Here is a 22,391-nt window from a genome sequence, read left to right as displayed (position 1 = left end):
TTCCCTCCAACAATTTAATCCGCTAACAGCAGCGGTTGATCGGCAAAAATGCCATGCTTGTAATCAGACTAATCTGATCAGATATATTAGAGCAAGAGAATAAATCATCAGCGTAGCTAAAGATTATTTTACCTGCATTGCTGCGCCGCAACAAAATTCAAGTCAGCCCCCCAAACCGCCTGACTTTGAATAATAGCCAACTGCTCACCGCCGGTTGCCACGGTCGCCCCGATCAAGGCATCACTCGCCGCCGCCGCAAACCCCAGCGCCGTGGAAGCCGCCGCGCCAAATGGCATGCGCCCCTGATGGTCCAGCAACGAGGCGGCAAAAAACGCAGCAAACGCGTCACCAGCGCCGGAAATCGCCGCCTCATGGCGCGTCACCTCCACCCGGAAGCGCTGACCCTCCGCCACCATCAAAATATCGAGTTTTGCTCGCGGCGTATCGGCCCCGGAAAACCCGGTCACCACCGCGCAGCGCCGGCCCAAGGATTCGAGCGCGGCAAACGCCTCCCGCCGATCGCGCGCGACCCCGCCTGTCATTACGCCGAGTTCAAACGGGTTCGGCGTCACAATATCCGCCTGCGGCACGAGGCGCGCCCGAAACGCATCGATCAATGCTGCACCGACATAAGCGCGCCCATGATCGCCCATCACCGGATCACATAAAAACCAACAATCCGGATGAGCCGCCTTCGCCCGCGCCACCGCATCGAGCACGATAGCCACGCACGCCGCATCGCCCAAATACCCGCTTATCACCAGCGAACATTGCGCAAACCGGCCACGGTTCGCCAACCCTTCGATCACCGACATCAATAATCCGGCATCAATCGGCCCACCCCCCGCTTTGCCGAGGGCCGGATTATGCGATAGCAAAATGCTGGGCAGAGGCCACACCTCATGACCCAGCCGCGCTAAAATAAATCCTGCCGACGAGTTGCCAAGCGTGCCATCGACCAGTTGCGACTGCACCGAGAGAATTGCCATATCTGCTTGAATCATGCAGCACGCCATCTGGCAATCACGCGCGGGTTGACGAGGCTGCGGTTGCGGTGAAAAACCACACCTGTTCTGATCTGGGAGAGCTCATGCGCACTTTTCTGGCCATTGCATTATTCGGCACGTTGGGCTGCTGGGCACGCTATGGTCAAACCATTCTGGTGCAAAACCTCGCTGGCCGGGCCTTCCCCGTCGCCGTGCTCAGCATCAACGTCATGGGCTCATTTCTCATCGGCCTACTGTTTTTCGCCTCGTTGGAACGATTTTCCATTGGCCCTGCGCTGCGCATTGGTATTTTAACCGGCTTTCTCGGCGGCTACACCACGTTCTCGACCTTTGAGCTGGAAACCTTGTTGCTGATCGAGAATGGCCAATGGCTCCGCGCGGGCCTTTATCTCTTCTCATCGGTTGGGCTTGGGTTAATCGCGGTTCTGGCCGGTGCGGCCTTGGCAAGGAGCTTGTGACATGAATGCAGCAACCGCAGGCAAACCCGCTTTGATGGTCCGGCTCGATTTGCATCACGCCGATCACGGCAAGCGCCGCGCCTTGATGGATGCGGTGCTGAACGCGCTGCGCGACGCGCCGGGAATCGACAGCGTTTCGGTCATGCGTGGTATCGCCGGCCTTAATGGTGGCCATGTGATCCATGCCGCCGATATTCTCCACTACGATATCGACTTGCCACTCCTCGTTGAGTTCTGCGCAGCACCCGATCAGGCGGAGGCCGCGATTGCGCGCCTGCGCGCCTTGGTGCCTGCGGGCGCGATCATTACGTGGCCAGTGATGATGCGTTAGCGTGGGTGCAGCGACCGGTACAGTGCGGCGTAATGCCGTGCCGGCCCCGCCCATGATACGTCTAACCGCATGGCATTGCGCTGGATCATTTGCCAGATTGGCTGGTCGTGAAACAACCGGGCACTGCGGTGCAAGGCGCGGCGTAGCCCGTCTTCATGGGCGGGCTGAAATTGAATGCCGGTGGCTACCTGTGCGCTTAAAGCCGCGTCATTGGCATCAATCACAGTATCGGCCAAACCACCGACCCGCGTTACAATCGGCACCGCCCCATAGCGCTGTGCCGCCAACTGGGTCAGGCCGCACGGCTCGAAACGCGAGGGAACTAACAAGGCATTGGCCCCGCCTTGGATCAAATGAGCGAGGCCTTCATCAAATCCGATAATCGCCTTGACCGCACCCGGATAGGCGCTTGAAGCCTCGCGCAGAGCGTTTTCTAACGCGGGCTCGCCGGTGCCGAGCACCACCAATTGGCCGTCAATGTCGATGATGGTCTCAATCGCCGCCAAGATCAGATCAATGCCTTTCTGCCAGGTAAAACGCGAGATGAGCCCGAACAGCAGAGCGTCTGATCGCTCATCAAGACCGGTCGCACGCGCCAGCATAGATTTATTGGCGGCGCGCAAATCCAAATGCTCAGCATCGAACGGTGCGGCTAAGGCCTGGTCGGTGGCGGGATTCCAAATATCGGTGTCAAGGCCGTTGAGAATTCCAAATACCCGGTCTGTGCGCGCGCGAAATAGCCCATCCAGCCCCATGCCGCCCTCGGGTGTCGCGATTTCGGCGGCATAGCTCGGGGAAACCGTGGTGATGGCATCGGCATGCTGCAAACCGGCTTTGAGAAACCCGATGGCACCATAATGCTCGACTCCTGAAATCGAAAAGGAACTGGGTGGCAGGCCCAACGCGCCGAGTAAATCAGGCGGAAACTGGCCTTGATAGGCCAAATTATGCACGGTCATGACCACCGGCGGCGCAGGCTTGTTCCCATAACGCAAATAAACCGGCACCAACCCTGCCTGCCAATCATGCGCATGGATGATATCGGGGGCGAAAGACGGCACTAACCCCAAACCAAGATCAGCCGCCACGCGCGCGAGGGCTGCGAAGCGTTGTGCGTTATCGGGCCAATCTTTGCCCGTTGGATCGAGATAGGGATTGCCTGGCCGTGCAAAGAGATGCGGTGCGTCCAAAACCAGTAAATCAAGGCGATCCACCCGCCCGGCGCGCAGCGTTGCCTCGCCGCCAAATAAATCCGGATATTGATGGATAATATCGCTGCGCGACAGCGCCGCCATGACGGTGGGATAGCCGGGGATCAGGGTTGTCACTTTAAGACCAATCGCCGACAGGGCCGCGGGCAGAGCGCCCATCACATCGGCCAAGCCGCCGGTTTTAATCAGGGGGAAAATTTCTGATCCCACCATCAGAATTTTCATCGGCTTCAGGCGCGGTTTAGCCATTGTGCAAACGATCAATCATCGCTTGGGTAATCAGGGTGATCCCGTTTGAGGTGCGGCGAAATCGCCGTGTGTCATCGATTGGGTCCTCGCCGACCACCAGCCCTGGCGGGATTCGCACGCCGCGATCAATCACCACATTGGTGAGCCGCGCATGGCGGCCAATATCCACTTCTGGCAAAACGACGGCGCCAGAGATTTGTGAGAAGGAATTGACTTTAACGCCGGTGAATAACAAGGAACGCCGCAAGGTGGCGCCTGAAACGATGCAGCCACCACAAATCAGCGAGGAAATCGCCTGACCGCGTCGGCCTTCTTGGTCATGGATGAATTTTGCGGGCGGCGTGCCTTCGGTATGAGTCCAGATTGGCCAGTTACGGTCATAAATATCAAGAGCGGGTTCGAAATCGGTGAGGTCGATATTCGCCTCCCAATACGCATCGATCGTGCCGACATCGCGCCAATACGGATTGCGCTCGCCGCTTGAGCGCACACAAGATTGGCCAAAATGATGGGCGAAGGCGCGCCCATCGCGCACTAACGCAGGAATAATATCTTGACCGAAATCATGGTGGGAATTGGCGCGTGCGGCATCGTGCCGCAATTCCTCGATGAGAAATTTGGTGTTGAATACATAAACACCCATGCTGGCGAGTGCGACATCGCTGCGCCCGGGCATCGCGGGCGGATGGGCCGGTTTTTCGAGAAACTCCAGAATCCGTCCTGATGGATCCACATGCATCACACCAAACGAACTGGCTTCGGCGAGCGGCACGTCCACACACGCAATGGTGACGTCGGCCTGCGCGGTCACATGCTGCTGTAATAATAATTCATAGTCCATTTTATAGATATGATCGCCAGCCAGGATCAGCATGTAATCAGGGTTAATGCTCTCGATGATTTCAATATTTTGAAACACCGCATCCGCCGTGCCGAGATACCATTTTTCTTCGGATACGCGCTGACTGGCGGGCAGGATGTCAAAACTTTCTTTGCGTTCGCGGCGCAAAAAATTCCAGCCTAATTGCATATGGCGGATCAGGCTATGGGCTTTATATTGGGTCGCGACGCCAATATTGCGAATGCCAGAGTTAATGGCGTTGGACAGGGCAAAATCGATAATGCGCCATTTGCCACCGAAATAAACCGCGGGCTTGGCGCGTTTGTCGGTCAGGTCAAATAAGCGTGAGCCGCGCCCCCCGGCGAGCACATAGGCCATGGTGCGCCGTGATAGCGGGGTGATCGATCCGGCCGGCGCTGCTCCCGGTGTCGCGTTGCCAAAATCCATTTCTCGCTCCTCCCGCACCAACGAATCGCCGATGCCTCCGGTTATTTGGTGTTCAACCCGCTGCCCTCAATAGTAATTTCCAGTTTTTCATCATACTGGCGCGGCATTTCACGATGGTCTCAATCAATGGCGGAGATTGACCGCGCGCGCCAAATGCGTGCGGCATATTCGCCAATCGCCCGATCAGAGGCGAAATAGCCCATTTTGGCGGTATTGATCACGCTGGCCCGCCACCAGGCGGCGGGGTCCTGCCAGCGCTCTGAAATGCGCTGTTGGGCGGCGGCATAAGCATCGAAATCGGCAGTGACAAAAAACCGATCATCATGGCGTAGCGCTTGGGTGATGGGATGAAACCGATCTGGCTCATCGGGCGAAAACACCCCAGATTCGACGGCGTCTAATACCTCGGTTAATGCCGGAGAGGCCGCAATCGCGGCCTCGGATGACCAGCCATGGCGCCAATGATCGGCGATGTCTTCAGCGGTGAGGCCGAAAATTTCGATATGATCCGCGCCGACCCGGTCACGGATTTCGACATTGGCGCCATCAAGCGTGCCAATCGTCAGCGCGCCATTCAAGGCGAGTTTCATATTGCCGGTGCCTGAGGCTTCCATGCCGGCGGTGGAAATTTGTTCAGAGACATCGGCAGCCGGGATGATAATTTCAGCGAGGCTGACATTGTAATTCGGCATGAATACCACGCGCAATTTACCGCGCACGGTGGGGTCCGCATTGATGGTGCGGGCAACATCATTGATCAATTTGATGATCAATTTAGCTTGATGGTAGCTGGCGGCGGCTTTACCTGCGAATATTTTGACGCGTGGCGCGTATGTTTCGGTCGGGCGGGTCCGCATGGATTGGTAAAGCGCGATTGTTTCGAGAATGTTGAGTAATTGGCGCTTATACTCGTGAATTCTCTTGATATGGACGTCAAAAATCGCTGTTGGATCAAGCTTGATCCGCAATGTATCGCGCACATAGCGGGCGAGGGCCAATTTGTTGGCACGACGACAAGCGATCAAGCGATCACGAAAGCCGGTATCATCAGCGAGTGCAACCAAGCCCTCTAATTCGGCAGGATCATCGCAAACATGCTCGCCGAGCGCTTCAACGAGCAGCCGGGTGAGGCCTGGATTAGCCTCGAACAACCAGCGGCGGAAGGTGATACCGTTGGTAACATTGGTGATCCGGTCGGGAAACATGCGATTTAGGTCGGCGAATATGGTTTCCTGCATCAACCGGCTATGCAGGGCGGACACGCCATTGACCCGGCGCGAGCCGATGAAGGCGAGAGTGCCCATGCGCACGCGGCGCCCATGGCTTTCATCGATCACCGAAACTGAGGCGAGATTGACCGATTGCGTCTCAGCGCGCGCGCGCTCCAAATGCTCCGCATTGATCATATAGATGATTTGCATATGCCGGGGCAGGAGCCGTTCTAACAATGGCACCGGCCAGGTTTCGAGCGCTTCTGGCAGCAGCGTATGGTTGGTGTAGGAGAACACCGCCCGGGTGATGTCCCAGGCCTCGTCCCAGAGCAAATCATGCGCATCAATCAGCAGGCGCATCATTTCCGGGATCGCGATGGCGGGATGGGTGTCGTTGAGTTGAATGGCGACTTTTTGCGGCAAATTCTGGAAATTATCATATTGACGTTGATGGCGGCGCAGCAAATCCTGCAGGGAGGCGGAGGCGAAAAAATATTCCTGGCGCAGCCGCAATTCCTGCCCGGCGGGCGTCGCATCGCTCGGGTAGAGCACGCGCGAGATGGATTGCGCCCGCACATCCGCCGCCAAGGCGCCGTGATAATCGCCCGCATTGAAGCTTTCCAGATGGATCGGATCAATGGCCCGTGCGGACCATAGCCGCAACGCATTCACATGTTGCCCGCGCCAGCCGACCACGGGTGTATCATAGGCCACGGCTTGCAGTTTTTCGGCGGGGTGCCAGTGATGAGTGGTTTCGCCATCCTCATTGGTGATCGCCTCGACATGGCCCCCAAAGCCGATGTCAAAGGCGAGTTCCGGGCGCTCAAACTCCCAAGGATTGCCAAAGGATAGCCAATCTTCAGGGAATTCAAGCTGCCGACCATCACGAATGGTTTGTTGGAACAGCCCGTTATCATAACGAATGCCATAGCCATATCCAGGAATTCCAAGGCTCGCCATGCTTTCCATGAAGCAGGCGGCGAGCCGGCCCAACCCGCCATTGCCCAAAGCGGCGTCCGGCTCGGCGGTGCGCACCGCATCCAAATCAACGCCGAGCCGTTGGAAGGCGGCGCGGGTGATTTCGGTGAGGCCAAGATTGGTCAACGTGTCGAACAGCAAGCGACCGATCAAAAATTCGAGCGACAGATAATAAACCCGCTTATGCCCGCCGCTATAAACGGCGTTGCTGGTTTGAATCCAGCGCTCAACCACCCGGTCGCGCAGGGCGAGCGCGAGTGCCACAAACCAATCACGCTCGGTGGCTGCGTAGATATTTTTACCAACCCCATAGACGAGTTTGGCGAGAATAACCTCGCTCCAGCCCGCCGCATCGCGGATCGGCGGCAATTTGGGCGGTTGCGCGCCAAGCGGCCCAGGCTCGGCGGCGCCGGTTCGAACCGTGTCTCGTCCATCATCCATATCAACCCTCATCGGCGCAATAACGCTTGACCCACAGCAGGCCCGATTGGACCGCTCTGGCATCAGCGTTGCACAGATTGCCGCTCAGCCGCAATGATTAATCGAAATCCATGCGCGAATCGCTACAGATTTACCAATCCGCGGTCACGTGATCGTCAGGGCGCTGGACCGAGAGCGCTGAGCGGCCAGCGCGGGCGGCACGGTGCATCGAGCGGATCGGGGCCGAGGGATGCGCGGCGCCGTTCCTGCGCGGCCCAAGCGACCATCACGGCATTATCGGTGCAAAGCCGCAGCGGCGGGGCAATCAACTGCGCGCCGTGCGCCGTGGCGATGGTGCTGAGGCCAGCGCGGATGGCGCGGTTGGCGGCAACCCCGCCCGCGACGATGACATGGGTCACCTGGGTTTGGCGCAGCGCGTGATCGAGCCGATCGGTAAAAATATCAACCATTGCCGCCTGGAACGAGGCCGCGCAGTCAGCGGCCCATTGGCGCGACAAGGGCGCGTTGGTTGGTTGCGGGCCGGAGGATTGCAATAGTTTTTGCGCGACGGCGGTTTTCAGCCCGGAGAACGAGAAATCGCACCCGGGGCGGCCACGCATCGGGCGGGGCAGGCTCAGAGCGGTTGGGTCACCTTCGCTGGCGAGGCGTTCCAGCGCCGGGCCGCCCGGATAAGCGAGGCCGAGCAGCTTGGCCACCTTATCGAACGCCTCGCCGGCGGCATCGTCGATGGTGGTGCCGAGGCGCCGATAGCGCCCCACGCCTTGCACTTCGAGCAGCAAGGTATGGCCGCCTGAAACCAGCAGACAGATATAAGGGAAGTCGGGCTGCAGCGGGGTGATGCCGGGCAGGCGCGCGGTCAAAGCATGGGCTTCGAGATGGTTGATGGCATAGAACGGTTTACCCGCCGCCAGCGCCATGGCCTTGGCGAAATTGCTGCCGACGATCAGCCCGCCGATCAAGCCGGGTCCGGTGGTTGCGGCAATCGCGCTGAGATCGGCAGGGGTCAGCCCGGCGCGATCCAGGGCCTCGGTGACCATGCCGGGTAGGATTGCGAGATGGGCGCGGGCGGCGATTTCGGGCACCACGCCGCCGAACGGGGCGTGTTCGGCAATTTGGCTCGCAACCAGATCGGCGCGCACCGTGCCATCAGCGTCGAGAATGGCGCAGGCGGTTTCATCGCAGGAAGATTCGATTGCCAGAATCGGGGCCGCTTTCTTTTCCATCCGGAGCACATTAGTCTTTGCCCATGGGTCAGGAAACCGCCACACATCACGCCTCTGCCTCCACTGATTGCACTGGCCGTCGCCGCGTGCGCATCGGCACGCGCGGCTCGCCGCTGGCGCGCTGGCAAACCGAGACATTTTTGCACGCGGTGCAGGCGCATTTGCGGCAAGATGGGCCGCATTTTGGCTTCGCGCCGGATGATTTCAGCATCGAGATCATCGCCGTGATGGGCGATCAAATCCAGGACCGGCGCTTGGCTGAGATTGGCGGCAAGGGCATGTTCGCCAAAGAGATCCATGAAGCCTTGCTGGATCAGCGCATTGATTGTGCGGTGCATAGTCTCAAGGATTTGGAAACCAGCTTCCCGGATGGCATTATTCTCGCGGGCACGATGGCGCGCGAGGATGCGCGCGATGCGCTGATTCTGCGCCCGGGCATTGATACCGGCACGGCGGATTTTCGCAGCCTATTGCCGAAAGGCGCGCAGATTGGCACCGCCTCGCTGCGTCGGCAGGCGCAATTGCTGCATGCGCGGCCCGATCTGGCGGTGTCATTGCTGCGCGGCAATGTGCGCACCCGGCTTGATCGGGTGCAGGCGGGCGGCATCGATGCGACGTTGCTGGCGCTGGCCGGGGTCAAGCGGCTCGGCTTTGCCGATGAGGTCAGTTTGGTGCTTGATCCTGAGCACATGCTGCCCGCCGCCGGGCAGGGCATTGTAGGTATCACGGCGCGGGCTGATGATCCGGATTTGCTGGCGCTCCTGGCCAGCATCGAAGACCGGGCGGCGCGTGTGGTTTCGACCGCCGAGCGGAGCCTGCTGGCGGCTCTGGATGGATCATGCCGGACGCCGATTGGCGCTTATGCACAGTTGGATGCGGATGATCAGGTGCAGCTCACCGGCCTTGCCGCACGGGGCGATGGGACATTTTTGCTGCGCCGCAGCCTGACGGGGGCCGCGCGTGATGCAGCACGCCTCGGCGCGACGCTCGGAGCAGAACTGCGCCGCGATTCGCCGGCTGATATTTTTCTCGATTAGGGCGGCGCCCCATGGTCGTGCGGCGGAGCGCGATGGTGTTGGTGACAAGGCCGGAGCCAGGGGCTGGCGAAACCGCAGCGGCGCTGCGCGCGTGCGGGCATGTGCCAATCGTGGCGCCGGTGCTGCATATTGAGCCGCAGATCGTTGCGGCACCGCGCAATGTGGCGGCGATTGCGGTGACCAGCGGTCAGGCTGTGGCGGGTTTGCCATCCGCCTTGCAGGCCTTGCCGTTATTTGCGGTGGGCGATGCGAGTGCGGCGCGCGCTCGTGCGGCGGGGTTTCGCCATGTGGAAAGTGCGGCGGGCACGGCGCAGGATTTGGCGCGGCTGATGGTGCATCGGCTGGCGCCGGGGGCGGCGGTGTTGCTGGCCAGCGGTGCGGGTAACGGCCTTGATCTGGCCGATGATTTGCGAGCGGCGGGATTGCGGGTCAGCCGCCGGGTTGCCTATCGGAGCGTGGCGGCTGAGACGCTGGAGATGGCGGCGGTCGCGGCGCTGGAGGCGAACGAGGTTGATTTTGTGCTGATTTTTTCCCCAGCGAGTGCGCGGCGGTTCGTTGCCTTGGCGCAGGCGGCGCGGGTTGAGCCGGGCTTGCGGCGGGTGATTGCGATTGCGATCAGCCCGGCTGCCGCCGTACCGCTCGCGGTTCTGCCGTTGCGTGCGGTGCTGATCGCCATGGCGCCGGACCAGAAACATATGCTAGCGCTTTTGTCATGACCGATCCTGATTCTGCTGTCCGTTCTGCGACATCCTCTGCCGAGCCTGCGGGCGCATCCCCGCCGATGAAACCCAAACGCCGTGGGCGCGGGATTTTGCTCCTGCTGGCCTTGGTGGTGATCATCGCGGCGGGCGGCGCGATTGTTTATAAAATCAGACCGTTACTGTCGATGCAGCCCGCGCCGATGCGCGCCAATGCTCCTACGCCAATGCCGACGCCGACAGCAACGCCGAGTGCAATGCCGAGTGCGCCGCCCGCGTCGGCACCGGCGACTTCACCAACGCCGCATCCGGCAGCATCCGCGTCTTCATCCGCGTCTTCACCCGCGTCTTCATCCTCTGGGCCGTCGTCTCAGGCCAATGCGTCGTCGCAAATTGGGTCGTCACAATCCGGGTCATCCGCACCTGCCGACCCTGACGCGGCGAAAATGGCGGCGATGCAGGCGCAAATCGCCCAGCTTTCCGCGACGGTGCTGGCCGATCACGCAGAAATGGTCCGTCTGCAGGCGAGTGCCGCCAGCCTGCCGCATTTGGCGGCGCAGGCGCAGACCATGGCGATGCTGGCCACCGCATCAATGGCGCTGGAATCGGGCCAGAAGCTCGGCACCATCCCGAACGCGCCCGAGGCTTTGGTGCGCTATGCGACCGTGGCGCCGCCCACCGAAGCGCAATTACGCGCTGAATTTGAAACGCTTGCCCCGCGCGCGGCGCAGCGTGCGGGTATGACCAATAGCGGCGTTACCGGCTTGTGGGCGCGGCTGCGCGCGCATGTGGTCGATTTGATTTCGCTGCGCCGAGGGGACCAGGTGCTGATCGGCAGCCGGGCGGATGGCACGCTGGCGATGGCGCGCCGTGATCTGGCGCTGGGCGATTTGTCGGGGGCGGTGGCGGCGGTGAAAACCCTACCCGCGCCGGCGCAGCGGGTCATGCAGCCTTGGCTGACCCGTGCGGATCATTTGCTGGCGGCGCGCGCGGCGTTGGCCCAGATGGCGGAGCAACATTGATGCTCCGGGCATTTCGGTTTGGCCTGATCGCCATTGTGGTGCTGGCGGTGATTTGGGGCATTGCGGCGCTGCCCGGCACAGTGCGGGTTGATACCGGTTCGTATCATTTCGCGGCGGGCGTGCCGGTTGCGATTTTGCTGCTGTTGCTGCTGGCGATTGCGGTGATCGTGCTGATCAATGTGCTGCGTGCGCTGCTGCGCGCCCCGCGCCATCTGGCGGATCGGCGGGCGGCGTCGCGCCGCGATACCGGGGAGATTGCGGCGGTGCGCGCTTTATCGGCGCTGGCATCCGGCGATACGGCGGCGGCGCGGGGCCATGCAAAAACCGCCCAGCGCCATGCGCCGGATTCACCGATCAGCCTGTACGTGGCGGGTGAGGCGGCGCGACAGGCGGGCGATCATGCGGCGGCGGATCAGCATTTTGCGACACTTGCGCAGCATAAGCACGCGGGATTTCTTGGCTGGCGCGGGTTGGTGCAGCATCATGCGAGCCAGAATGATGCCGACTCGCAATCGCTGGCGCAGGCGCATGTGCGCTTGGCGGCGCAGGCGCATCCGGGATCGCCCTGGCTGCGTGAGGCGCGGGTGCGCCTTGCCACTGCGCGCGGCGATTATGCCGAGGCGGCGCGTTTGGCGACCGCAAAGACCGAGATGGGCGCGCTGGCGGTGATGGCGTCGCGGCAGGCTTCGGACCCGACTTTGGCGATCGATTGGGCGCGCGAGGCGATCAAGGCCACGCCGAGCCTTTCGGTAGCCTATCTGACGCTGGCGGCGGCGCATCAGCGCGCCGGCTTTCCGCGCGCCTGGCATCAAGCCCGCGCCCGCGCTGCCTTGCGCGCCGGTTGGCGGGCGGCGCCGCACCCGGAGATCGCCAAGGCGTTTCTTCAGGATATCGAGGCCCCGCTGGAACGCGCCCGCGCGGCGCAAACGCTGGCGGAGCTTAATCCCAACCACCCGGAATCAGAAAAATTACTGGCCGAGACCGCGCGCGTGGCCCGCCTTGAGGGTGAGGCGCAGCGTCATCGGGCGGGGGCGGATCAGGCGGGCACCCGCTTTGTGTGCAGCCAATGCCAGGCGGAGACGCCGGAATGGCGGCATGATTGCCCGCGTTGCGGCGTGGTTGGCAGTCTGGTCTGGACCGGCCCCGCGCCGACACCAGCACCCGTTACGACGCCGATGCCGCCATCCGCGCCGGTGGCTGGCGCGTCCGCGTGAAGCGGCGCTCGACCTGATAATGCAACAGGGCGGCAAGGCTGATCGATAGGCCAAGGCTCAGCGGCAGCCAGAGCAGGGTGAACCAGAGCCGGTTCTGGCCGGTCACGGTTCCGATGATCAGCGCAAGGGCGCGGCTGACCGGCTCGTTGAGCAGATAAAGCGGATACGAGATCGCGCCCAGCCATTGCACGGCCCTGTGGCTGAGCAGGGCCGCGAGCGGCTGATAAAAGCGGTGATCGGGCGTGCGCTGGGCGTTGACCACCATCGCCCAAATCAACGGCGGCAGGGCCTTGGCCAGCATCGTCGGGGCATCCGCGCCATGGCTGACGCCGAGGCCGGTCGTGATCAGCAATGCGGCCAGAAACAGCTTGAGCGTGTGCCGCCCCCGCCAGAACCCGGCGGCGGCGATGCCGATGGCGAAATATCCCGCCTCGTTGGGCAGGAAGGCGCGATGAAACTGCCAATCGAGCGGGGCCAAGGCGGCATAGGCCCGGCCGGCCAATGCGAGCGCGAGAAAAATCCAAACCAAGGGGGCCAAGCCGGTGGCGGTGGGGCGAAATTTGAGCGAGAGCAGGGCAATCAGAGCGTAGAATTGCCATTCGGTGGACAGGCTCCAAGACGGGCCGAGGAGTGAAAATTGCGCATCGGTCAGGCTATGGCGCAGCAGCACCCCTTGGGCGAGAAAAAGATGAACTAAAATATGCGCGCCGAGTTTGGTGGGCAGGCTCAATTCCCAGATTTGATGGGCGACATCACCCTGATGCAGCCACGGCATCACCGAAAATGGCGTCGGCAACGCAAGGCCCAGGATCGCGACGCTGAGCACCAGATAATAAACCGGCAGCAAACGCTGTGCCCGGGCCAGCCAAAACGCCCCGATCCGCCCTTCGAACCGCGCCAGCGATTGCACGATCACCAAGCCCGACAACGCAAAAAATAAATTAACTGCGGCGAAACCGTGGCCGAAGAGTAAGCCCAGACCATGGGCCCAAAAAGTGGGTAATGGCAGCATCGGCGTCAGATGGCCGAGCATTACGTAAATAGCGAGCACACCGCGCAGCCCATCAAATAGGTGCAGGCGGGGGGCTGAGGGACGCTGCTGCGGGAGCGTTTCGGCGGACATGATCTGACCGTGACACAACTTCAAGTTGCTTGCCACCCATTAATCTCCCCGACATTGATAATGTGATGAGCCCTTGGTCCAGCACGCCCGATCGCATCACCCGGCAACCATTGGGCGCCCGCCCGTTTGGCCCGCGTCAGGGCTGGGTGTTGATGATCGGTTTTTTCCTGGTGCAGCTTTTGGTGGGCATTGTCGCGATATTGGCGCGCGGCTTCATTTTCGGGATTATGATCGGCGTGCATCGCGGTTTGCAGGCGGCGGCAAATCATCAAACCATCAACCCGTTTCACCTGGGCAACGCGCTTATGCCCCCGCCGCCGGATGCGCAGTTCATCACGGCTTTGGGCATTGGTGCTTATGTGATCGCCGCGATTTGGTCGGCAAAATATATCACCGACCGGGTTGGTCCCCGGCTCTATGAGGCGTCATCGACGGGCGTGGCTTGGTGCGCGGCGCAGGCGCGGTTTTATGGGGTGGCGGTGCTGCTCGCACTCGTGATTGTCGCGGTGGCTACTGGTTTGACCGTGCTGTTTCCATTCGCGCAGTATGGGGATGGGCATTTGGGCGCGCTCAAGCAAATGCTGGCACCGGGATGGCCGCGCGTCGCCTCGTTGATTTTGTTCATCTTGATCGCCCCACCGGCGGAGGAGTTTATTTTTCGTGGCGGCGCGTTTGCGGCCTTGGCCTCACGCCATGGGGTTTGGGTGAGCGGTGCGATTGTGACGGCCTGTTTTGTCGCACTGCATGCGCCCGAAAAAATTCATTATCCGCCCGGCTTTATCGACATCACGCTGCTTGCCGTCGCAGCACTTTGGCTCCGATTGCGTAGCGGCTCGCTCAAGCCGGCGATGGTGCTGCATGTTCTCTATAATGGCGGGGTGATTGTTGCGGCGGCTATCATTGGCGCGTTGCGTGGTCATGCGCCGCATCTCTGACCGGTTCTGGTGCCGCCCGTCTTGCCCCGCCGCGCCGTGCGGCCTATTTCTGCGCGTATGAAAAAACTATTTCTCATTGGATTGGGTGGTGCGGCGCTGCTGGTCTGCACGGCCACCGCCTTGGCGGCACCGGCGGCGGATGCACCCAAGCCGCTTGGCGTGTTTTCGTCCTGGACGGCGGCGACCTATGGCGTTGGCGCGCATAAAGCCTGCTACGCCTTCACCCTGAGCCAGTTGCCCAAGGGCAGCAAGGCCGCACCGGCGATGTTGACGGTAACCGAGCGCCACGATCAGCGCGATGAAATTTCGCTGGCGCAGGGCATCACCTACAGCAAAGACGCGAAAATCGTGCTGAATGTGGGCAAAACCGCGCTCAAATTCTTTTACAAAGACAATATGGCCTATGCGCTGCACAAAACGCCGACGATCAAAGCGTTTCTGGCCGGCAATAAAGTGACCGCGACCGCCTCGGCACCCAAAGCGTCCGATGTCGTCGATCATTTCGGGCTTGATGGGTTTTCCAGTGCGTATAAGGCGATTGTGAAAGCCTGCCCGGCTGATCCTGGCGCGAAATAGTCATGAACGCCATCCCGTTGGCGCTGAACGAGGCTGAACGCGCCCGCATTTTGGCGAAGACGGCGTTGTTCGCCCCGCCATCCGCAGAGTTGCCGGATGGTCGGCGCGATTTGGTCGGCCTGTCGCGCGCCGAACTCGCGGCTGCGGTCGCCTCGATCGGCGAGGCGCCGTTTCGCGCCAAGCAGCTCTGGCATTGGATTTATCACCAAGGGGTGACCGATTTTGCCCTGATGGCCAATATTGCCAAGCCGTTGCGCGAAACTTTGGCCACGCATTTCGTGATTTCACGGCCTGAGGTGGCGCTCGATCAGCGCAGCGCCGATGAAACCCGGAAAATGCTGTTCCGGTTTCGCGATCAGGAAGCGGTCGAGACCGTCTATATCCCGGATGTTACCGAGGATCGCGGGGCGGTGTGTATTTCCTCGCAAGTGGGCTGCACCTTGTCTTGCCGGTTCTGCCATACCGGCACCCAGCGGCTGACGCGCAACCTATCCGCCGGGGAAATCGTCGGTCAATTCATGGCGATGCGCGATGCCTATGGCGAATGGCCCAGCCCCAAAGGCGAAACGCCGCGTTTGCTTTCGACCATTGTGCTGATGGGTATGGGCGAGCCGCTCTATAATTACGAAAACGTCGCCACCGCGATGAAAATCATCATGGATGGTGAGGGGATCGGCCTGTCACGGCGGCGCATCACGCTCTCAACCTCCGGCGTGGTGCCGATGATGGATCAGTGCGGCGCGGAGCTTGGGGTTAATCTGGCTGTATCGTTGCATGCGGTGCGCGATGATGTGCGCGATGTGATCGTGCCGTTGAACCGCAAATATAATATCGCCGAGTTGATCGCCGCGTGCCGGCGCTATCCGGCGGCATCGAATGCGCGGCGGATCACGTTTGAATATGTCATGCTCAAAGGCATTAATGACAGCGAAGCGGATGCCCATGAATTGGTCCGGTTGATTGCGGGGATCCCCGCGAAGGTCAATCTGATCCCGTTCAACCCGTGGCCCGGCTCGACCTATGAAACATCAAGCGGCAATGCGATTCGCCGCTTCGCTGATATCGTGATGAATGCCGGCTATGCCTCGCCGGTGCGCACCCCGCGCGGGCGCGATATTTTGGCGGCCTGCGGCCAGCTCAAATCCTCGGTGGCAAATCCTCAGTGATCGACGCCGCGCAAAGCGTTCGCGATTAACCGTCCGAGCCGCAGCGAGAGCAGCCCGGTCGCAATGATCGCCACGCCAATCAACACCAGATGGATCGGCGCATGGCCGTGCAACGCCGCGAGACCGGACCGGCTGAGCGTGCCGATCGCGACATAGAGCAGCAAAGCGGGCAGGGCAGCCAAGGTGCCGAGCGCGTAATCGCGCGGGCTGATGGCGGACAGGCCGAGCGCGTATGAGGTCAGGGAAAACGGCATCACCGGCGAGACCCGCATCAGCAGCACCAAGCGCCAGCCATCGCGCCCGACGGCGTGATCAAGCCGGGCCAAGCGCTGATTGGCCGCGAGCTTGTGGGCGATGGCAGGGCGCAGGGCCGAGCGGGTGAGCGCGAAGGCGATGGCCGCACCGAGCATGATGCCGATGGCTGACAAGCCAAAGCCCAGCGCCACGCCATAGACCGCGCCAGCGGCGAGGCCGAGCAGCGAAGCGGGCAGGATGCCGATCAGTGCGACCAGGGTTTGCAATAAGGCGAAAATCAGCCAGCCGATCCAGCCGAGATGGCGCAAGCGCTCCAGCACCGTGAGCACGGCACCGCTCCATTGTTCGCCAAACAGGCTGCCAACCGCGACGGCGGCCAGCAGGGCGGCGCCACCGATCACGCTCGTCATCACGGGGCGATCACGCCGCAGCGATGCAGGCCAGGAGGGCATTACGGGCCGAGCACCGGCCAAGCGATCAAGCCCGCCCGCGCCAGGCGAAACCGGGCGGCAGTGTCGAGCACACCGAAGCCATATTGCACCGAGCGGCGGAAATTGATCGAGGAGGCATCGTCAAAATAGCGGGTGGGGCAGGATATTTCGCCGATTTGAAACCCGGCATGCACCGCTTGGGCGATCATTTGATTATCGAACACGAAATCATCCGAGCAGCGCGCCAACGGCAATTGCTCCAGCACCCGGCGCGACCAGGCGCGGTAGCCGGTATGGTATTCGGAGAGTTTTTGCCCAAGCAGGATATTTTCAACGAAAGTCAGCCCGCGATTGGCGATATATTTCCAGAGCGGCATGCCGCCTTTGAGCGCGCCGCCGCCGAGAATTCGCGACCCCAGCACCGCATCATAATGACCCGAGACAATCATCGCTGCCATCGCGGGGATCAATTTCGGCGAATATTGATAATCAGGATGCAGCATCACCACGATGTCGGCACCGCGCCCGAGGGCGGCCTGGTAGCAGGTTTTTTGATTGCCGCCATAGCCGCGATTGCGCTCATGCACGATGGTATGCAGGCCAAGGGCGCGGGCGAGGGACACGGTATCATCGTGGCTCGCATCATCGGTGAGGATCAGGTCATCGACGATATCACGATCAATATCCTCGATGGTGCGCGCCAGGGTTTTGGCGGCATTATAGGCGGGGAGCACCACGGCGATACGCTGACCCGCCATCATAGCAGATCAGGCAGCCCGGCTCAGTCGTTTGAAAAAGGCGGAAACCCGGTGGCGCCGCATTTCATATTTCGCGTGGGCGTCATCGGTCATGTAATTCATTTGCACGGTGATACGCTTGCCAATGAAGGTTTTATGGCCGTGCCACGTGTTGGGGCCATTGGGAAACACCAGCAATGTGCCATTGACCGGCGGCACTTCGACCGCGAAATCCTCAAGATTATTCGGGCCGCGCAACAGCCGCAGACAGCCTTCCTGCCGGTCCCAGGCGGCATCCGCCGGGTTGAGATAGAGCAGGATGGTCACGCGTTTGGCTGCCGAGTCGCAATGGATTTGGCCATCGCGGGCGCCGGTTTGCCCGCGCACCGTGACCATCACCGGCGCATCATGCAAATCGAGTGCGAATTTTTCGGCAATCGCCTCGCGCATGGCGTGGCCCGCCATCGACGCCATCAGGTCAGCAGCAGCCGGGCCGAAGCGCAACGCTTCGACCGGCACGGAGCCACGCGCGCCAATCGGCGGGATGGCGCTGACGACGGCTGTGAGCCATTCGGGGCGCACGAAATTGGGCACCACCACATGCGGGAACGGGTCGGTGGCGATGGGCGTGGATTTAAAGCGATCGAGATCGAGCATATCCATGATCGAAACCCTCAAGGGCTGCGTCGCGCCGTTCAGAATCCTTCGCGTTCGACGCGCTTGCGCTCCATTTTACGAGCCCGGCGGACGGCCTCAGCGGCTTCGCGGGCGCGGCGCTCAGACGGTTTTTCGTAATGACGCCGCAGCTTCATTTCCCGAAACACGCCTTCGCGTTGCAGTTTCTTTTTGAGCGCCTTCAGCGCTTGATCGACATTGTTGTCACGAACGAGAACTTGCACTTGGCTGAATACTCCTTGCTAGCCAGTTGAGATGAACATCGATAGTCGGCACGCACGAAACGGTTCTGCTGGATGAACGAAACCGTTAAAACCACACAACAAACGGCGCGACACAGCCGGAGGCGGCATCGCGACCTGATTCTTGCTCCGCTCTATAGCAAGATTTTCTGCCGTGCAAATGGTTAAGGCTGAACAACGCGGCAGGTTTTGCCGAGCTGTGGGATTTTTTCCTCACTGGATAAAGCCACCGCCGAGCACGCGGGTGCCATCATAGACCACGCAGGCCTGTCCGGGCGCGGCGAGCGCGGGCTGCTCGAGCGTGACGGTGCCGGTGGCAAAATCGATCAAGGCCGGGTGCGGCGCTTCGCGGGCGCGCAATTTCACCATCGCCGGGTGCGGTTCGGCCGGGCTGTCGATCAGCCAATTGCAGTCGCGGAGGAGAATTTTTTGCGCGCCGGTATGGCGCGGGCCAACTTCAATTCGCCGCGTCGCCGGATCGATGCGCGTGACGATCTGCCCGGTTGCAGCGCCGAGGCGCTTGGCCTGACCCACCGTGTAGCGGCCAATACCCTGATGCCGATCCAGCACGCGGCCCTCGGCATCGACAATATCGCCCGGCTCTGCCGCGTCTGGCCGTAGCCGTGCGACGATATCGGCATAAGAGCCGGAGGGCACGAAGCAAATATCCTGGCTGTCGGCCTTTTCGGCCACCGGCAGGCCCATGCGGGCGGCTTCTGCGCGCACCTCGGCTTTGCTGGCCATCGTGCCAAGGGGAAAACGGGCGAATTCAAGCTGCGACCGGGTGGTGGCGAACAGGAACCAGGATTGATCACGCGCATCATCGACGGCGCGATGCAGCTCTGGGCCGGTGGGTCCGTCTTCGCGGCGGACATAATGGCCGGTGGCCAGGGCTTCGGCACCCAGATCGCGGGCGAGGCCGAGCAGGTCGCCGAATTTCAGATGCTGGTTGCAGGCCACGCAGGGCACCGGGGTTTGCCCGGCGGCGTATGAATCGGCAAAAGCCTGGATCACGTTGCGGCGAAACGCCTGCTCGGAATCGATGACATAATGGGCAATGCCCAGCCGGTCCGCGACGTTGCGGGCGTCATGAATATCCTGCCCGGCGCAGCAAGCCCCCTTCCGGCCTGAGGCGGCGCCGTGATCATAAAGCTGCAGCGTCACGCCGATCACCTCATGGCCAGCCTCATGCAGCAGGCCAGCGACCAGCGAGCTATCCACGCCGCCGGACATGGCAACCACTACTCTCATCGCAGCATTCCTGGCGCGGCCATCTCAGCCGGACTGGGCGTTGCGCACGCCGGAGGGCAGGCGCACCACCAATCCATCGAGCGCCTCACTCATGACGATTTGGCAGCCCAGCCGTGAGGTTTTTTCGAGGCCGAAAGCAAGATCGAGCATGTCTTCCTCATCTTCGGAGGCGCGCTCAAGCTTGGCGAACCATGCCGGATCGACGATGACATGGCAGGTCGAGCAGGCCAGCGAACCCTCGCACGCGCCTTCGATGTCCACGCCGTGTTTATGGGCGATTTCCAGCACGGACAGGCCGATTGGGGCGTCAACGGTGCGGTGCGAGCCATCGCGCTCGACAAAAATCATCTGTGGCATGGTCGGTATCCTGTGGGTGGGTGCCGGTTGCGCGGCGATCAATGGGGGCAACAAACGCGACCGGGCGCGTCAAACGACCGGTTCTGCTGAGGCAATATGAGACCGATCCGCTTTGTGCAAGGCGCGGGTGATTGAATTTTGGTAGGCATCAAGGAAACGCGCCGGCGCGTCGTCCGGACAATTCCACGGCAGCGAGACGCGAATGGCGCAGCCGGCCAGCGCATCGAGGCCCATGGCATCGAGCACCGGGCTGCGGGCGACCTTGCCCGACGAGCAAGCGGAACCGGCGGAAACCGCGATTCCGGCCAGATCCAGCGCAATCACTTGGGTTTGTGCGGCGAGTGTCCGCACTGCGAGGCAGGTGGTGTTGGGCAGGCGCGGCGCGTCTTGCCCGATAATATCGGCGCCGAGGGCGCGCGCACCCTCTTCGATCTGGTCGCGCAGCCTTTGCAGCCGATGTGGTTCCTCAGGCCCGATCGCAGCGATCGCGGCGGCAAATCCGGCAATGGCGGGCAGATCGGGGGTGCCACCACGCCGACCACGCTCCTGCCCGCCGCCAATGATGAGCGGGGTTAGCTGATCGGCGATGGACGGGGCCAGCACCAGCGCGCCGGCGCCCTTTGGGCCGCCGAGTTTGTGGCTCGATAGCGCGAGACTCGCGGCACCTGCGCCGAGCGGATCGGTGCGCAGGCGGCCCGCCGATTGTGCGGCATCAACATGCAAGATCGCCTGATGTGCCGCGCAGAGTGCAGCGATTGCGGGGATCGGGTGGATTACGCCGGTTTCGTTGTTGGCTTCCATCAAGCATACCAAGGCACTTTGATGTGCGGCGAGCAAACGCTCAAGTGCCGCGAGATCGATCACGCCAGATCGGATGACCGGCACAATGACCGCCCGGCCCGTGGCTTGGGCGGGGGCGCGGATCGCGTCATGCTCGGTGGCGCCGACCAGGATGGGGCGATGGGCGCCGAGCGCGTGGATGGCGAGAGCGTTCGCCTCGGTGGCACCGGAGGTGAACACCAAATCCTGTGGGCGGGCGCGGCAATGCAGGGCGATGGTTTCGCGCGATTTTTCCAAAATATGCCGCGCCGCGCGGCCTAGGCGATGGATCGAGGCCGGGTTGGCGGCATCAAGGGCGGCAAGGATGGCGGCGCGAGCGGCGGGGCGCAGCGTTTCGCTGGCGTTGGCGTCGAGATAAAGCGGATCAGTCGCGGGCAAAACCGTCTCGCGGGCTGGACGTGACCGGATCGCGCGGCGCTGTTCGTGCCGCGATGCGCGCATCAGACCGGGCAACGCGCTGCTCCAGATCAGTCAGTTCGGCGCGCAGCGTTTCGATTTCACTCAGCAGCGGGTCGATACACGGGTCACAAGGGGTGCCGTACGGATCGAACCGGACTTTTTCGCGCTCATTGGCAATGCGCGGCTCATCACGCCGCTCGACCGGGCGGGCCGGAATACCGACCACGGTGGTTCCGGCTGGAACCTCGGCCACCACCACCGCATTGGCGCCGATCCGCGCATTTTCGCCGATCAGAATCGCACCCAGCACCTTCGCACCGGCACCGATAATGACATTATTGCCAATGGTGGGGTGGCGCTTGCCATGATCGGTCGCGGTGCCGCCCAGCGTTACTTGATGATATAAATAGACATCATCGCCCAGTTCTGCAGTTTCGCCAATCACCACGCCCATGCCGTGATCAATGATGCAGCGCCGACCAATTTTGGCACCGGGATGGATTTCGATGCCGGTCAGCATCCGGCCAAAATGCGACACGACGCGCCCGAGCAGCCGCAAATGATGACCCCAGAGATAGTGAGCGACCCGATGGATCAGCACTGCATGCAATCCGGGATAGCAGAGAATGACTTCCAAATTGGAGCGGGCGGCGGGGTCGCGCTGCCGGTAGGCTCGGATCGTCTCGCCAAAAAACATAGGGGTCATGCGACATTTCCGTAGGAATGGAGCGGTCAATAGGGTATAAAGCCAGACCCCGAGGGGAATGTCCGCTCGGTAGCCAATGAGTGTGGTGTCTGTTGGGGTGAAGGTCAACCCGAGGCGGCGGGTGAGTCGATGCGGATTTTGCGGTGCCGGGCGCGATTTTTCGGCGATCTGGCATTATCCGGCGGCGTCTCCTGCATTGTGAATATATTTTATATAGATCACCGGCGACGGTCCTATATATAAGTCAGGTTTGTGACGGCGGGGCGGGGCGTGCTGAGGCGCGCGGGCCTGGCCGGTTATGGTCAACAAGGTGAAGGGGCTGTGGGGACA

23 protein-coding genes are annotated in these 22,391 nt (G+C 61.6%); 9 read left to right on the top strand and 14 right to left on the bottom strand.

Features of this window, described 5'->3' with window-relative positions:
* Positions 1-128 precede the first annotated feature (128 nt).
* The gene (pdxY, locus tag ACYUCQ_RS10480) at positions 129-1,004 is read right to left on the bottom strand and encodes a pyridoxal kinase (RefSeq protein WP_460254474.1); all 876 of its coding nucleotides are present in this window, start codon (positions 1,002-1,004) and stop codon (positions 129-131) included.
* A gap of 86 nt (positions 1,005-1,090) precedes the next feature.
* On the opposite strand from pdxY, the gene crcB reads away from it, so the two are divergent.
* Both crcB and ACYUCQ_RS10470 read left to right on the top strand, forming a co-directional pair.
* Positions 1,091-1,465, top strand: coding sequence for a fluoride efflux transporter CrcB (gene crcB / locus ACYUCQ_RS10475; protein ID WP_460254473.1), 375 nt, complete (start codon positions 1,091-1,093; stop codon positions 1,463-1,465).
* A gap of 1 nt (position 1,466) precedes the next feature.
* On the top strand, positions 1,467-1,796 hold the full coding sequence (locus ACYUCQ_RS10470; RefSeq protein WP_460254472.1) for a DUF190 domain-containing protein: 330 nt from the start codon (positions 1,467-1,469) through the stop codon (positions 1,794-1,796).
* Here the strand turns inward: ACYUCQ_RS10470 and glgA are convergent.
* The 4 genes from glgA to tsaD form a co-directional block, all read right to left on the bottom strand.
* Positions 1,793-3,232 carry a glycogen synthase GlgA gene (gene glgA / locus ACYUCQ_RS10465; RefSeq protein WP_460254486.1) on the bottom strand — a complete coding sequence of 480 codons (1,440 nt, stop codon included), beginning with the start codon at positions 3,230-3,232 and terminating at the stop codon, positions 1,793-1,795. The genes ACYUCQ_RS10470 and glgA overlap by 4 nt on opposite strands.
* A gap of 16 nt (positions 3,233-3,248) precedes the next feature.
* Entirely contained in the window at positions 3,249-4,544 is a 1,296-nt protein-coding gene (gene glgC, locus ACYUCQ_RS10460) for a glucose-1-phosphate adenylyltransferase (protein WP_460254471.1), read from the bottom strand.
* Between the two features lie 119 nt (positions 4,545-4,663).
* Positions 4,664-7,174, bottom strand: a complete 2,511-nt coding sequence (locus ACYUCQ_RS10455) for a glycogen/starch/alpha-glucan phosphorylase (protein ID WP_460254470.1) — start codon at positions 7,172-7,174, stop codon at positions 4,664-4,666.
* 155 nt (positions 7,175-7,329) lie between these two features.
* Positions 7,330-8,397, bottom strand: a complete 1,068-nt coding sequence (gene tsaD, locus ACYUCQ_RS10450) for a tRNA (adenosine(37)-N6)-threonylcarbamoyltransferase complex transferase subunit TsaD (RefSeq protein ID WP_460254469.1) — start codon at positions 8,395-8,397, stop codon at positions 7,330-7,332.
* Between the two features lie 23 nt (positions 8,398-8,420).
* On the opposite strand from tsaD, the gene hemC reads away from it, so the two are divergent.
* From hemC to ACYUCQ_RS10430, 4 genes are all read left to right on the top strand, one after another.
* The gene (gene hemC, locus ACYUCQ_RS10445; RefSeq protein ID WP_460254468.1) at positions 8,421-9,434 is read left to right on the top strand and encodes a hydroxymethylbilane synthase; all 1,014 of its coding nucleotides are present in this window, start codon (positions 8,421-8,423) and stop codon (positions 9,432-9,434) included.
* 11 nt (positions 9,435-9,445) lie between these two features.
* The gene (locus tag ACYUCQ_RS10440; RefSeq protein WP_460254467.1) at positions 9,446-10,150 is read left to right on the top strand and encodes a uroporphyrinogen-III synthase; all 705 of its coding nucleotides are present in this window, start codon (positions 9,446-9,448) and stop codon (positions 10,148-10,150) included.
* Positions 10,151-10,215: 65 nt separating this feature from the next.
* Positions 10,216-11,154: a hypothetical protein gene (locus ACYUCQ_RS10435; RefSeq protein WP_460254466.1), complete on the top strand. Its 939-nt coding sequence runs from the start codon at positions 10,216-10,218 to the stop codon at positions 11,152-11,154.
* A complete protein-coding gene (locus ACYUCQ_RS10430; protein ID WP_460254465.1) occupies positions 11,154-12,368 on the top strand; it encodes a heme biosynthesis HemY N-terminal domain-containing protein in 1,215 nt (404 codons plus the stop codon). The genes ACYUCQ_RS10435 and ACYUCQ_RS10430 overlap by 1 nt, the downstream gene beginning before the upstream one ends.
* On the opposite strand, the gene ACYUCQ_RS10425 is transcribed toward ACYUCQ_RS10430, so the two are convergent.
* Entirely contained in the window at positions 12,319-13,491 is a 1,173-nt protein-coding gene (locus ACYUCQ_RS10425) for an acyltransferase family protein (protein ID WP_460254464.1), read from the bottom strand. The two genes, ACYUCQ_RS10430 and ACYUCQ_RS10425, sit on opposite strands and share 50 nt — an antisense overlap.
* A gap of 65 nt (positions 13,492-13,556) precedes the next feature.
* Between ACYUCQ_RS10425 and ACYUCQ_RS10420 the strand changes: the two genes are divergently transcribed.
* From ACYUCQ_RS10420 to rlmN, 3 genes are read left to right on the top strand one after another with little or no spacing between them, the layout of a single operon-like run.
* Positions 13,557-14,426 (top strand): lysostaphin resistance A-like protein, encoded by an 870-nt coding sequence (locus ACYUCQ_RS10420; RefSeq protein WP_460254463.1) that lies wholly within the window; start codon positions 13,557-13,559, stop codon positions 14,424-14,426.
* Positions 14,427-14,483: 57 nt separating this feature from the next.
* Complete coding sequence (locus tag ACYUCQ_RS10415) at positions 14,484-15,002, top strand: invasion associated locus B family protein (protein WP_460254462.1); 519 nt, start codon at positions 14,484-14,486, stop codon at positions 15,000-15,002.
* 2 nt (positions 15,003-15,004) lie between these two features.
* Positions 15,005-16,168 carry a dual-specificity RNA methyltransferase RlmN gene (gene rlmN, locus ACYUCQ_RS10410; RefSeq protein ID WP_460254461.1) on the top strand — a complete coding sequence of 388 codons (1,164 nt, stop codon included), beginning with the start codon at positions 15,005-15,007 and terminating at the stop codon, positions 16,166-16,168.
* On the opposite strand, the gene ACYUCQ_RS10405 is transcribed toward rlmN, so the two are convergent.
* The 8 genes from ACYUCQ_RS10405 to cysE form a co-directional block, all read right to left on the bottom strand.
* Positions 16,162-16,833, bottom strand: coding sequence for a TVP38/TMEM64 family protein (locus ACYUCQ_RS10405; protein WP_460254460.1), 672 nt, complete (start codon positions 16,831-16,833; stop codon positions 16,162-16,164). The genes rlmN and ACYUCQ_RS10405 overlap by 7 nt on opposite strands.
* Positions 16,834-16,874: 41 nt before the next feature.
* On the bottom strand, positions 16,875-17,612 hold the full coding sequence (locus tag ACYUCQ_RS10400; protein WP_460254459.1) for a glycosyltransferase family 2 protein: 738 nt from the start codon (positions 17,610-17,612) through the stop codon (positions 16,875-16,877).
* Between the two features lie 9 nt (positions 17,613-17,621).
* Positions 17,622-18,254 carry a 2OG-Fe(II) oxygenase gene (locus tag ACYUCQ_RS10395; RefSeq protein WP_460254458.1) on the bottom strand — a complete coding sequence of 211 codons (633 nt, stop codon included), beginning with the start codon at positions 18,252-18,254 and terminating at the stop codon, positions 17,622-17,624.
* A gap of 32 nt (positions 18,255-18,286) precedes the next feature.
* A complete protein-coding gene (rpsU, locus tag ACYUCQ_RS10390; RefSeq protein ID WP_048880420.1) occupies positions 18,287-18,490 on the bottom strand; it encodes a 30S ribosomal protein S21 in 204 nt (67 codons plus the stop codon).
* A 231-nt stretch (positions 18,491-18,721) separates the two neighbouring features.
* Complete coding sequence (gene mnmA, locus ACYUCQ_RS10385) at positions 18,722-19,759, bottom strand: tRNA 2-thiouridine(34) synthase MnmA (protein ID WP_460254457.1); 1,038 nt, start codon at positions 19,757-19,759, stop codon at positions 18,722-18,724.
* Positions 19,760-19,783: 24 nt separating this feature from the next.
* The gene (locus ACYUCQ_RS10380; protein ID WP_460254456.1) at positions 19,784-20,116 is read right to left on the bottom strand and encodes a ferredoxin family 2Fe-2S iron-sulfur cluster binding protein; all 333 of its coding nucleotides are present in this window, start codon (positions 20,114-20,116) and stop codon (positions 19,784-19,786) included.
* A gap of 69 nt (positions 20,117-20,185) precedes the next feature.
* A complete protein-coding gene (locus ACYUCQ_RS10375) occupies positions 20,186-21,409 on the bottom strand; it encodes a cysteine desulfurase family protein (RefSeq protein ID WP_460254455.1) in 1,224 nt (407 codons plus the stop codon).
* The gene (gene cysE / locus ACYUCQ_RS10370; RefSeq protein WP_460254454.1) at positions 21,321-22,061 is read right to left on the bottom strand and encodes a serine O-acetyltransferase; all 741 of its coding nucleotides are present in this window, start codon (positions 22,059-22,061) and stop codon (positions 21,321-21,323) included. The genes ACYUCQ_RS10375 and cysE overlap by 89 nt, the downstream gene beginning before the upstream one ends.
* Positions 22,062-22,391 lie beyond the last annotated feature (330 nt).

The sequence above is a fragment of the Acidiphilium sp. MT5 genome, assembly GCF_054767495.1.
This window is presented reverse-complemented; position numbering and strand designations above follow the sequence as displayed.